Genomic DNA, 13,229 nt, shown 5'->3' on the forward strand with positions numbered 1-13,229 from the left:
TCATCTCCCAAAATTCCCCCATACATTTATAAAATTTTCATGTATGGTTTATTATAAACTGGCTGGGTTTTCAATGATAATGGTGGCTTACTATTAAGTTACTAAAAACAAGCTGTCTTAAAATCGCTCTCATTAAGCACATTCAAACCATATTCATCATTATAAGCACTTTCCTTCAAGGCTAGAATTTTCCCATCAAGATAGTATACGAGTCCATCATTTATTATCAATTTTTCTTTTTCATAGTTGAATACGTTAACTGTATACTGCTGTGCCTTTCGTAATAATCGAGTCAGATCCTCAATGGAATTATTGCTATTTAATTCTGCGATAATATCCTTTCCTTCTTCATATGGGACAATAACTGAAGTGGTTATATCATCAATGACGTTAAAATGTTTGGCCGCTGTCTGGTAGCTATTTATAATAAATAATGGAATATCTTTTTTATCATGTTTATGAATATATGCTCGACGATAGCTATTTTCTATTCTTGGTACGGATAATAACTCAGTCATGTTCTTTTTTAGTTTTGGAATAAAGTAATCTAAATCTGATTCAAATTCTCTATAATATTCTTTAAAATACCTCTTCATTGCCTCTCTTGATAAAATATGTCCTCCATGTATTTTATCGTTATGTTTTAAATCCATAAGGATTTTCTTCGTAATTTTCTTTCCAATTTTAATTTCCTTTAAATGACTTAAGTTTTCCTCTTCATAATCAATCACATAGACATTCTGTATGCCCTTTTCCCCGTGGCGATTACATCTTCCTGCAGCTTGTGCTATAGAATCTAACCCTGATAAAGAACGAACAACACACTCAAAACTCACATCTACACCTGCTTCGATTAACTGTGTGCTGATGCAAATGATTTTTCTTCCTTCTTTGAGACATTCTCTAACTTCTTCTAAAATTTTATGTCGATGTGCTGCACACATTGTTGTGCTTAAATGATAAATAGGGATATTTAATCCTTGACTCTGTAATTGTGTATATAAATCTCTCACAACTGATTTTGTATTTAGAACAATGAGGATACTTTGTACTTCCTCTATTTTTGTATGTATAAATGTTTTGAGTTTATCTTTATTAAAGATTTCATTAGTTGCTTGATCAATGATTTTCACCCTTTTAAATGCTTCAATTACATGATCAAGGTTATTAATCATTTCAGCATCCGTATTTATGTCTAATTTTTGTTCTACAAAGTCCAAAGCAGGTTGAGTAGCAGTGCAGAGGACTATACTGGAACGAGTATATATTTTTAAAAAATTCAATGCTTGATTAAATAATGAAACACATGAAACAGGAACTTTTTGCACTTCATCAAAAATAATAATTGCCTCACTTAAATTATGGAGTCTTCTAGTATTTCTATTTCCCTTTGCGTAAAACACATTTAGAAACTGAACCATGGTTGTAAAAATAATAGGAGAATCCCAATTATCTTTAGCTAATTTTAATTTTTGTTGTATGCTAACCACACCGTCTTCATTTTCATCATGCTCATTCACTTCTTCAACTATATTTGAATGATGTTCTAAAATATTTTCTTCATCCTCTAATATTCTTCGAACCTCTTCCGCATTTTGCTCGATAATTGTTGTAAAAGGTACAACATAAATAATTCGTTTTTTATTATGGGTGTTTGCATGTTTTAGTGCATACCTTAAGCTTGCTAATGTTTTACCACCACCAGTTGGAATAGATAACGTATATATTCCTGATGGCCTCTCAGCGAACTGATCACACTGATCTGACATGTCTGCTCTCAACATGTTAATAGGGGTATTTGCATTCTGCTGTTTTTTGAAAGAATTGATTTTTGTCATGAGTCTCTCGTAGTATTTCTCAAATAACTCATCAACATTTATTACGGATTCTACACTTTTTTCTTCTTCAAATAATCGGGTGTTTGTTCTATCGGCATCAATTAATGTACTAAAGATGAATTTAGTTAAAAACATTAATTGTTTTTCAGCATTTTCTGGGGATTCTTTAAGTAGGAAACTTTCTAGTTCTACAGTAGCTTTGTCCACATACTCATGAAAATCTTTCTCTTTCATGACATGTTTAAAAAAGAATTGTTGTGTAACATCAAATCCTCTTAATTGCTTATCTCGCACTCTATTTAAATAGGGCGATTCTAAATCTGGATTTAAAAAATCTTGAAGGTATCCGTGGTGAGAAATAATAGCATTTCCCACTATCTCAGATATTATCCCTTTGTAAGGAATCATATTTTCTGTATGGAATAATTGATATAACAATTTCCCCCCTGCAGTTGAATGGTCAACACTCCCCTTTTTAGGTGGAGAATTAGGATTATTTACTGCTTCCAATATATATTCTTTAAACTCATTGGTGTATTTCCCCATATCATGGAGCATACCGGCTAAACCAGCTAAATGTTTTATACCAATTTTTTCTCCATAGGTTTCAGCTAGTTCTTTTACTCTTAATAAATGCTCTTCGACTGTTTGTACTTGACTGTCACTCTCGCGTATATGAGCAATGTAGGTCATTCAATCTCCCTCCATTTTATACTGTTTACTTTTGTATTAGATACTGCAGATATAGATACTTCTAGTTGAGTATCTACTAAACTATTTCAATCCATGCACCTATATGAGGTGCGACTGAAAACGGAAAAACAATTGAGCTAGTTGCAAAATTTCAATCCACGCACCTATATAGGGTGCGACTATGGGCATTCCAGATAAATATAAACCCGAGGTAATTTCAATCCTCACACCTATATAAGGTGCGACTGGTCTAACATCTAAAGCCATTAATAACTCCTAATTTCAATCCACGCACCTATATGAGGTGCGACTTTAAAACGTGCATAACCTAACACTTTCCCATTGTATTTCAATCCACGCACCTATATGAGGTGCGACCACTCGGAACTAATAACGCAAACATTGCCACCCAATTTCAATCCACGCACCTATATGAGGTGCGACTTTTTTACTCGGATACTCTAAAGGTGTAACAATAATTTCAATCCACGCACCTATATGAGGTGCGACACCGATTTGTGCTCAAAATCAATCACAAATACGTTAATTCTATTCAAAAATATAAAAATATTTTTATTTATTAAAGTATTTTGTATAAAAATCATAAATCCCCATCATACATTATGAGAATTCTAGGTGCGAATGTACTAGGAATTTCATGTTTGCTATACATTCGCACCTAAAAAATCAAAGGACTTTCTAAATCAATTCATTCTTGTACACCGATATATTTAATTTTATTTTCATAGCTATTAGCTAACTAATAAACAAGAATGTATAGTTTTATAATATGATGAAGAATTTTATTTATTAAATCTTCTAATCACATCGTTCTACTTCTTCCTTGCTAATTCAGCACCTTCACGCTTCATTTGTTTTAATACATCAACGTACACATGAATCGCAGTAGCAACCTCATTCTCAACATCTGTAGAATGTTTCGTGTAAAATGTTCTTATTCCTTGTTTATTAATCCCTGGATATAAATTCTCTGTTTCTCCATTTTCAATTACTGCATAAATACCCTCTTGCCGAGAAATTACTAATTTTCTATAATCTTTCCAGACTGAATCAGGCTTTTCGCTAAAACCCCAATTAATAATTATGTGGAAGTTACAATTCCCTATATCATATCCAAAAATTTTCTTAGTATGGGTTTTTATGCTTGCAGTATCTTTCCCTTTCAATATTAGAGCTTCACCCATTAGTAAGTCTTTATTTTGATGAGAACGAATTACTATATCCCTTTCTCCTATTCCCCCTCTATCTCCCATCTCTTTCCGTGTGTATCCACCTCTACTCTGAGTATGAGTAATCCAACCAAAGGTATCTACTAAATTAGAATCCATATGTGATTTAAATAAATCCGTATATCTATCCTCTTCAGCAGCTTTATTCTGAGATGGCGTAACAATTGGTGATAAATTCTCGATTGTCTTTAAATTATCAAATATTTTCCCTACCAGGAAACCCCACACACTTTCTTCTTCATTTCCCGTAAACAGTTTGACTTGTTCTTCTGGTCTTAGCGTTTTTAGTTTGTTAATACTACTAGCTCTCAACTCTATATTCTGTCTTAATGAACTAATTTGCTCTCTATACTCACTTATTTTCCCATCATTATGCTTTCTACCTATAATTATCCCTTTGGTCGTTGCAATATTTGTATTTTCAGGATTTAATTCTTGAGCACGGTCAATATATTTTTCAGCTAGCATTAGATTCTCTTTCTCTAAGTAACTCAATGCCATTAATTCATATATAGTAGCGCATGCAAAAAAACCACCGAAACCTATATAGTTCTTTTCACCGGATCTTTGCTCATAAAGCATTTCTACCAAGGTATCCCAACTATATTGAGATTCTAAAAATTTTTCCGCTGATTTTATTACTTCATTATGCTGATTCAACTTAGAATATACTACTGCTAATCCAAGATATGAATACTGTGGAAAATAATCATTTGGTCTATCATACGCGTCTATTTTAAAATACTTGATTGCTTGATTAAAATAATATGCACTATTTATAAGATTATTATCTGCTTGATATACCTCTCCCAGTATACGATAAGTCTCTGAATTATCCCCATGTATTTTTATAGAATTTAATAAACAATCTATTGCAGCTTGTAAGTTATTGGCATGAAAATACACCTTTCCTAGCAGTAACAACACTTTACTATCAGTGTCCTTCCCCTCCAAATTTTCTAATAAATCTATTGCTTTTTCATATTCTTCTAAAAGATAGTATCCTTCCGCCAAATCATATACTCCAGTTATATCTAGTGAATTCATAGACTCTAATAATACTATTTTTTTCTTATTGAAAAATTTATACGAGTAAGAATCAACCATATCATTAAAAACATATTTGCCATTGTAGCCATAATTTATTATCGATCCGTCCCCTGTTAATTCAACCCTTTGATTTCTCATTAACCCCTTGCATTTTAGGCAACATTCGCTAATGTTATAAATTTCCATTTCATCCTTAACTAGCTTTACTAAACCACTCCAACTATCTTTAAAGTTTCTTAATTGAAAGTCATTACAACAATTTCTACAAATATTATCCCCAGCTATATTGCAATGAAAATCATTGTTGTTTGTCTCACAAACCCTACATTTACACAATTTGGTTCCCTCTCTCCAATTACCTTCTACTTATATATTATCTACTCTACTTTATAAAACCAAAACTTTATATTAATCTTCACTCTAATCTCAATTAAACCTTATTTATTTATAAAATAAGCATACGAAAAAGACCTAACCATTACTTTAGTTAAGTCATTTTTTAAGAATATTTTTATTTAAAAATAAAGCTTGTAGTAATTTAACTAATTTTAATAAGAGCACTTCCGCAGTTTATACTCAATTTTTATTTTCACGAACATGAGCAATATAGGTCACCCTATCTTCCCCAAATACATAGTTTAAAACGGAACCATTCTTATTTTCGAAGTAAGATTCTTCTATTTAAAATAGATAAACCAAAAAATGTCCCATACAAAAGTATAGAACACTTCAAAACTTGCATAATTTAAAACGCTAATTTATAATCATCATGTTTTTCAATAAAGTTTATAAATTCCTCATTGTTCATATCTGCCCTAGTATCTACTAAATTGCATGATTTCTGAGAATAATAAACATTTCTACCAATTATCTTACTGTCCCTCATAATTTGTAATAATGACTTTTTCTGTTCACTAGTTAATGTTGGATTCTTTTTCAAGGAATTCACTAGAATACAATTATATGATACAGGTCGCAGTTTTTCACAATATTCCTCATGACTAGTAACTCTGACAAGTTCCAATAATTCACCTTTTCTCATATTTGCTTTCCAAACATTGTAGACACCTTTTATCTCATTACTCAAAATAGAAATCTTATTTACTTTATCTTGTAACATCGCATGCGCATAAAGAAAAATAAATCGTTCGCCAGCATCTTTCAAGGACTGCGAATAAGCTTTTTCAATATCCTTACATGATTTTGCCTCTCTTAGTTCACCTTGAATAGCAATATTACTTATTGAATTTAGGGCTATCTCTTTATACTGAAGGAAGGCTTCCTCCTTACTACCATAACCCTCTGCAAAAATCTGATAATTATGCTCAACAGATTCAAGATAAATGGGAATATGTAATTCACTCATTACCTGATAAAAGTTCAAATATTTCTCATCAACCCACTGTTGTCCAGGTAAATTCCTAATAGCCTCTTCCATTACCATTTCCGGTACTATAAATACTGTTCCTTTGTAACATGTCATTAACTCCTTGAAGGAACTTTGCTCTTCTCTTGCCAACTTTGCTAAATCTGATAGGACATTATTATCCAATATATAATAGTGTGTAACCCTATCATTTTTCCTACCATCTTGTAAATAAGGTTCTATTCCATTGCATTTTGAATCTTGGTTCGTCTCTGGTGTATTGGTTACTTGGTCCATTTATTTGTTCCTCCTTAAATTTCCATTCGAATAGCCTCCAGTTGTTTGAAATGCTGATTTGCTAGATTTTGAATACTTTCAAAATCTGATTCAAGCATATTTTCTTGAACGGATTCTGATTCAAGTAATTTATTTAATCCATCAATCTTAATTGCTTTTGTAGGTTCTAAAATTGAAAGATCAAAATCTTGTGGTAAATTATGGCGGTAATCATGATCAATAATTCTCTCTGCATCTTCCATACTAATCAGGTTTTCTTGTGCTAATTTAATTACCATAGTTTTATAAGGCAATTCAAAAGCTGGAATTAACCTAATTACATTCTTCTCCAAAGAATCATTAACGTAATTTAATTTTATTTCTTGAAATAAAGTTTTTAATACATCATCATTTATTAACAACTCTGCAGCAAAAAGATTTGCTCTACGCTCATTTTCATTTAGGACTGGATTATTCACAAAAGTTACATCATCCGCATTTTTGATTCGATCCTTTTCAAATTCAAAATGATAGTATTCATGTGCCCAAACAAAATTCTCATATGTTTTCGGTTGTAAAGTATTTATGTTTATATAAAAAGAGCCATTTCGATATAACACCATTCCCCCATAAGATAAAGATTTGCTCGGGAAAAGTAGTACTTCTGTTTTCTGCATTAAATAATTACGTATACTTTCTATAGTTTTATATTTAAAATGAATTCCCTTTTCAATTGTACTTTCTACGTTTACCAATATTGAAGGAAGTATTTTTTGATTCTGCTCTATAACTTCCCTGATATTAGTGCTATTTATCATTCTTCTTCACATCCCTTTGTAGATAAAATTCAACGTTGTATACTCCAAAAATTTATAGGCTATATTTAATGTTAAGTATTAGATAAAAAATATTATATAAAATCATTTCTATTTAAATTATTATAAGGCTTTAATAGTTCAATCATTCTTATGAAATCGTCTAAAGTATCTAAAGTATTTTTGAATTCTGTTTCTTCGCCCTCAACGGCTACATAATTTGCAGCTGCAAAATTTCGTATATCAGATCTTTTTAATTTATCTTCTAATTTTAATGGTGGTTTAAATTCTGAATTATAGAAATAAAAATCATCTTTTATTCCAAACAATTCGTTTATTTTTTCTATTCCTTTTGTTAAATCGCCCTCTCCTTTTAATAGCTTATAAAAAGTCGCCTTTGGAATTCCGCCTTTATCCATAACCCATTGATGAGTTCGTCCTGTCGCCTCTAAGTATATCCTAATGTTTTCACCCACTATTTTTTTCATTTAATTCCCTCCTTGTTATCCATTATAACACTAGTATCTAAAAAAGATACCAAATAAGCGTAAAAAACTTGATAATATCAGTTTCATATTTAAAAATGAATAAATAGTATCTAATTTGTATACAAATCTATATTAACCACTCCAAAATTCTATAAATTATAATTTACAGAATTTTAAATACCCTATTATTTTCTTACATAAAAAATATTAATGGATAAATATCATATAATTTTTTAGATATATAATATAAAAAGACTACGGGAATTTTAAAAAAACTTAAGTATTTGATATGAGTGAAGCCGAATAGAGATACATGAAAAAACACCTCGTATGGGAATGAGAAAATCTTATCTAGAAGAAATTATCTGGAAAACAATCGAGCTGAAAAAACAAAGGTACACAAACAAAGAAATTATGGATCAATTAGAAGTTAAAAATTAAGCACAGATTAAAACTTGGATGAAGTGGCATCGTGAAGGTGAAACGTATTGTTTTAGTCGCCCTGTAGGAAAACAATATTCTTATAGAAAAGTGCCAAAAGAATTAAATGAATTGGAACAAATACGCTTAGAAAATAAACACTTAAAAACAAAATTACTTATATACGGAAATTATCTGGAAATTAAAAGGAGTTGAAACCGGAATTTGTTGTTACTTTATGGAACTGTTTAAACATAAAAATAACTGTAAAAGAATTGTGTAACGTATTAGAATTACCCTGTTCCACATTTATCGGTGGTTATAACGAACAAAATATTTTATAGATAAGGTAAAAAAGAAAATCTAGGACATCTGTCTTAGGCATAAATTACGATATGAATATCGAAGAGTGACTCCTACTCTTCGGCTTTGTGAATCATAAAAAGTATTAAGACTTATGAGACAAAATTATATTCTTTCAAAAGTGTGCCAAAAAAAGAAATACATCAATGGTGTGGAACCAGGGATAGACCCTCATCGATTGGAATGTCAATTCGATTCATCCATACAAAATGAAACATAGTTTACGGATATGTCTAATCTATTATTTGGTGAGCGTAACCTTTTAGTTATCAACGATTATGGATACCTTTAATCGTGAAATTATTAGTTAAGTCATCAAGCAATTATAAACACTGGCATTAGCAGTGAAGACATCAAAACAAGCAATAAGAGGGCAAAAGTAAAAATGTCCTTCTACAATCGAATCAAGGAAGTATTTATACAGCAAGAAGTTTCAAGCGTATGCCAAAGAAAACGACATAATTATCAGTATATTCCGGAGAGGAAATTGCCATGATAATGCCTTTATAGCAAGCTGCTTTGGTCATTTAAAAAGTGAAGTTTTCTACTCACAAAAGATAACAAAAAACCAAACAAAACTGTGCGAAAGATGGTACTAGTATACATCCATTCCTAAAATTGTGTGCGAATTCAAGAAAAATCAAACCACCTGTCCCCTAAAGAATTTAGGTAACAGATTAATTAGGTGCTTTATATGTTTTAGAAATATATCCTATCAATTTTTTTAATTTATAGTTTTGTACATGAATTTATTATTTTATGTTATTTTTATTATGTTATTCTAATATAACATTAATATGTATTCAGTTCGAATAATTTATCCTCAAAATAGGTTTAATATTTCATAGATTTCCGATGGTTATTTTTGAATTTGAACAGCGTAAAAATTCAAAAGGTCTTGTATATTAAATTGTTTTTTAAGTGGGTATGGTAATTGCTATATTTTTTACATCGATAGTAGAACTGGTGATAATGTTATTAAAAGGTATAATTATTAATAGTAAGGAGAATTATATGTTTGATTTTGAATTGGAGTTATTTAATTTTTATTCGAAAAAGTTAAGTAAATGGAATTTAGTTTATAAGTATGTTTTAAAAAATATTATTTTTTTGGTTGCTACTTTTATTTCAATAGCCGCTTTAGTTATTATTTCTTTAAACATCTTTGTCGAACATGATATTGAATTTGATTCTTTCTATATTTATATGATTTTCTTTTTTGTTTATATGATTTTGTTTTTGGTATGTATGCATTATGTTGTAGTAAAACCAGCTATTTTGATTTCTGTTAATAAATATAATATCTCGTTTAAAAGCAAACAATGGCAAGTTTTTATTTGTTTAATTGTTCAATCATATTTATTTAAGAAAGAACTTTTAAATAATGATCCTAAATTCAATGAAGAGTCATTACAATTTTTAATACAGGTGTTAAAGGAAAAAAAAGAAGAAACCGAGAAATTAAATGTATTAAAACTTTTGTCTAGCTATGGTTCTTTATTTTTCTTGTTTACGATTCCAGTATGGTCAGCTTTCAATAGCTGGGTTTATAATCATGAAATTAAGACATCAGCAGAAGCTATTCAGTATCTATTAATGTTAGGTTTTTTAATTTTTATGTCTGTCTTTTTAATTTGGATGCCTTTTAAAAAAAATTTTTTAGAAGAATTGTTTAGTAAGGAATCAAGTAAAATATCTGATTTGATAAAAGCATTGGAGAATATTAATTTTTCTTTGAAAAATTTTTGTCATCTTAAATCAGAAAAATCAGGGGTAATAAAACAAAGTACAATTGATTCTATTATTAAGGAAAATACTAATTAAATTAATTTGTTTATCAAATATAAAATATATATTCATTTGTATTTAAATATCCATTTATTTACACAACAACTAACCATATCTTTACTCGAAACTTTTAGTTTTAAACAGGTAGATCAGAATCTACTTAAAAGGTATGTAACTCCCATATTCTCTCGCCCAATTGTTGAATAAACCTTGCATTTTTTTAACAACTTTATAACAGGTGTTTGATTCTGTTAAGAAAGAGGTGAAAATTATATTTGACGAATTTATAAATGCATTATGATTTTAATAAAGATACTATTTTTAATCCGTGTAACTGTATAATCAAAAAAAGCTATTGGAAACATACACTTTTCGTTTGTTTCCAACAGCTTTTTTTGATTTATATTTAACCATAATTTACAGCAGATTAACTACCTCTTGACGCTCAATCCATTTATCTAACTTATTATGTGTTTCTTCGCTTAATCTTTTTCTTTTGCCTATTAACAATTTTGAAAGATTAGATGGTGATATCTCTATTTCTTTTGCCATATCTCTTAAACTACACTTATTTTCTTCTTTATATTGGAGAATCTTCTGCTGATACCAATTAATATCCCTATTTACCTGTTGCTGTTCTAATTGAGATGTTTGAATTTCTTCTATCTCCATATCCTGTACTTCTATTACTGGATCTTTTACCACTGTTTCCATCAATTTATTCTTAGGAGTTATTTTTTTCTTTTGTAAAAGCTCTTGCTGTAACGATACTAACTCATCAGTAGGTGTAACCGTTACTTTAAGGTTTAACCAATAATTCTCAAGCCAGTTACGCCCAGAACATTTCCCCTCATCAATCGGTGTTTGGTATTGCCATTCCTTGATGACTTCATCACGCATTAAGTCATCAAGTGTCTTTTCGAATACACTTCTTATTCTGGCAGGATTTTGATTCATGCTTACACCCATAACACTTATAAGACCTTTTGGACCACCGATTGAATAAGGGTGTACTAAATGCTGATAAGCTTGCTGAATTCGCCATCTCCAACTTAAATACCTAGTCAATCTTTTATGATATCGCTGTTGTTTACTGTTGTATTCAAGGGCCTTTTTCGATAACAAACCAGTCAATTTTTCTGATCCATATAAATACTTAGATAAAAATGTTCCAGGTGCAACATTCATACTTTCAATACCTAACATTTCATCGGTATCAATATCTTTAGCAAATACTATTTCATCCATTACGAATAGTCTTCGTACTCGTTGCTTTTTATAAGCAAGTGACTCATTTGGATTCTCATCATCATTTAGTATAACTATTTCATTATCTTCGTTTACATATATAAAAATACTTGCCAGTGCAGCTAAACGCTCCATAATCTTTAAACGGTCCTCTTTACGATAATAGGACTTACCATTTCTCACCTGCTTCATACTACACATTTCTAATATTTCTTCGTAACCTATATGTACTGGACTACTTTCCGTGCTTGCTGACTTCACCCATATTTCTGTTACAATATCCAAGCAATCAGCAGTTAAATCATCCATTACACGATCAACAAAAGTAGAATCAACTAATGTATTCCATCTATTTAACTCCCCTGCGCCTCTTAATTTCATATCACCATCATTAAAACGTGAAGATACCACAACAAGGCTATTACTCTTATCTGGTAGCTCAGCAATATGGGCATTCAATTCCTTATCTTCTGTAAAATTATTTTTTGCAATTGTGTCTGTTAAATGGTACATAAAACCAGCACTACTATGTTCGATGAAGCTCTGCTGCTCCTCTGTATGTTTTTTTTCTTGTTTTTGTTTCACTAAAAGAATTTCAAATTCTTTTTCTATATCATTAGCAAGTAATTCAAATACTTCTGGTCGGTATCCTTCTATTTGAGCAACAATTTCCATAATACCAACACCTTGGGATTCCTTATACGATATCCAATTTGCAAATTTTTTAAAGGAGACAGATGTGTACATAGGATCCTCTAAATAACTAACATCGCTATTAATTAACGTACAAAGTCCTCTCCATTTATTAAAGATTCGTTCGTTATTTTCTATATTTTGAAATAGTGGGTATGCCACTAATAATGTACTTTGAAACAATTGTTTTAACTGATCCATATTCTCCTCCTATTCACCTAATATGGTGCGCATACTTATTTATGTACTAATTCTTCTTTTGAATTATCTGCTAATAATTTCAATAAATTTACACATCGCTCTTTAATTTCTTTTGAACGCATTAAATAAACTATAATTTTTTTTATTTCTTGTTTCTGTTCCGGTGATAATTCTGATACCAACGAAGGATGCATTATGTGAATATGTATATATCTCAAAAAATTATCGCTCATAGCATATTTTTTTATTTCTTGTATTACATTTTCCTTCTCATAAATAGATGGAAGGGACTTATCTCTGTATTTTGCTATAAACGAGTATACTATCCCGTCTATAGGTACATAATCATTATTAAAGTTTTCTTCAAACCTCTTTATAAGGCTTCTCATTCTGTTAACCACTAGCGCATTAGAATTATTTAAAGCATCACATAAATACATTAAATCTAAAATTAACATATTTGCAGTATCTTTGAAATTAACATTCTCGTGCAACCTTCCATGCGCTGCTGTATTTCTTAACTCAATAAAATCATACTTAAAATATTCATGACATTTGAACCGTCTATCTTTTTTTACTATCTCTTCTATTTTTCTATCCAAAGAGGTACGTTCTATATTTGCTGAAGAAACCCCATGCCCATCAACTTAAGAATTTGCACTACCCCCAAGTGTCAAAAAACGTTATTCTTTCTAAAAAGCTAGCTAGAAAGGATGACATTTTTTATGAATCTTTCAATT

Annotated in this window: 8 protein-coding genes, 1 pseudogene and 1 CRISPR repeat array; of the genes and pseudogenes, 2 read left to right on the plus strand and 7 right to left on the minus strand. The window is 30.2% G+C overall.

The window, feature by feature from the left end; all coding sequences use genetic code 11:
* Window positions 1–101: 101 nt before the first annotated feature.
* From cas3 to ACS2CR_RS31170, 5 genes are all read right to left on the minus strand, one after another.
* The gene (gene cas3, locus ACS2CR_RS31150) at window positions 102–2,531 is read right to left on the minus strand and encodes a CRISPR-associated helicase Cas3' (protein WP_309567681.1); all 2,430 of its coding nucleotides are present in this window, start codon (window positions 2,529–2,531) and stop codon (window positions 102–104) included.
* A gap of 83 nt (window positions 2,532–2,614) precedes the next feature.
* A CRISPR array of direct repeats spans window positions 2,615–3,041; the repeat unit is 32 nt; unit sequence ATTTCAATCCACGCACCTATATGAGGTGCGAC.
* Between the two features lie 323 nt (window positions 3,042–3,364).
* Window positions 3,365–5,167 (minus strand): tetratricopeptide repeat protein, encoded by a 1,803-nt coding sequence (locus tag ACS2CR_RS31155; protein WP_000335059.1) that lies wholly within the window; start codon window positions 5,165–5,167, stop codon window positions 3,365–3,367.
* A gap of 409 nt (window positions 5,168–5,576) precedes the next feature.
* Complete coding sequence (locus ACS2CR_RS31160) at window positions 5,577–6,494, minus strand: hypothetical protein (RefSeq protein ID WP_000373088.1); 918 nt, start codon at window positions 6,492–6,494, stop codon at window positions 5,577–5,579.
* A 14-nt stretch (window positions 6,495–6,508) separates the two neighbouring features.
* Window positions 6,509–7,291 carry an ImmA/IrrE family metallo-endopeptidase gene (locus tag ACS2CR_RS31165; RefSeq protein ID WP_000610947.1) on the minus strand — a complete coding sequence of 261 codons (783 nt, stop codon included), beginning with the start codon at window positions 7,289–7,291 and terminating at the stop codon, window positions 6,509–6,511.
* Between the two features lie 92 nt (window positions 7,292–7,383).
* The gene (locus ACS2CR_RS31170; RefSeq protein ID WP_000724860.1) at window positions 7,384–7,776 is read right to left on the minus strand and encodes a hypothetical protein; all 393 of its coding nucleotides are present in this window, start codon (window positions 7,774–7,776) and stop codon (window positions 7,384–7,386) included.
* A gap of 330 nt (window positions 7,777–8,106) precedes the next feature.
* Between ACS2CR_RS31170 and ACS2CR_RS31175 the strand changes: the two are divergent.
* Both ACS2CR_RS31175 and ACS2CR_RS31180 read left to right on the plus strand, forming a co-directional pair.
* Window positions 8,107–9,172 (plus strand): annotated as a pseudogene (locus ACS2CR_RS31175) (IS3 family transposase); the annotation flags it as partial.
* Between the two features lie 401 nt (window positions 9,173–9,573).
* A complete protein-coding gene (locus tag ACS2CR_RS31180; RefSeq protein ID WP_000459233.1) occupies window positions 9,574–10,383 on the plus strand; it encodes a hypothetical protein in 810 nt (269 codons plus the stop codon).
* A 381-nt stretch (window positions 10,384–10,764) separates the two neighbouring features.
* Here the strand turns inward: ACS2CR_RS31180 and ACS2CR_RS31185 are convergent, their stop codons facing one another.
* Entirely contained in the window at window positions 10,765–12,489 is a 1,725-nt protein-coding gene (locus ACS2CR_RS31185; protein ID WP_000372481.1) for a helix-turn-helix domain-containing protein, read from the minus strand.
* A gap of 35 nt (window positions 12,490–12,524) precedes the next feature.
* Window positions 12,525–13,091 carry a hypothetical protein gene (locus ACS2CR_RS31190; protein ID WP_309567680.1) on the minus strand — a complete coding sequence of 189 codons (567 nt, stop codon included), beginning with the start codon at window positions 13,089–13,091 and terminating at the stop codon, window positions 12,525–12,527.
* Between the last annotated feature and the right edge of the window lie 138 nt (window positions 13,092–13,229).

This window comes from Bacillus cereus group sp. BceL291 (genome assembly GCF_051776705.1).
GTDB classification, from domain to species: domain Bacteria; phylum Bacillota; class Bacilli; order Bacillales; family Bacillaceae_G; genus Bacillus_A; species Bacillus_A cereus.

Bases quoted from the DNA above. Each gene is read 5' to 3' on its own strand.
- ACS2CR_RS31185 (WP_000372481.1), bottom strand. From the start codon at position 12,489: ATGGATCAGTTAAAACAATTGTTTCAAAGTACATTATTAGTGGCATAC.
- cas3 (WP_309567681.1), bottom strand. From the start codon at position 2,531: ATGACCTACATTGCTCATATACGCGAGAGTGACAGTCAAGTACAAACA.
- ACS2CR_RS31160 (WP_000373088.1), bottom strand. From the start codon at position 6,494: ATGGACCAAGTAACCAATACACCAGAGACGAACCAAGATTCAAAATGC.
- ACS2CR_RS31180 (WP_000459233.1), top strand. From the start codon at position 9,574: ATGTTTGATTTTGAATTGGAGTTATTTAATTTTTATTCGAAAAAGTTA.
- ACS2CR_RS31170 (WP_000724860.1), bottom strand. From the start codon at position 7,776: ATGAAAAAAATAGTGGGTGAAAACATTAGGATATACTTAGAGGCGACA.
- ACS2CR_RS31165 (WP_000610947.1), bottom strand. From the start codon at position 7,291: ATGATAAATAGCACTAATATCAGGGAAGTTATAGAGCAGAATCAAAAA.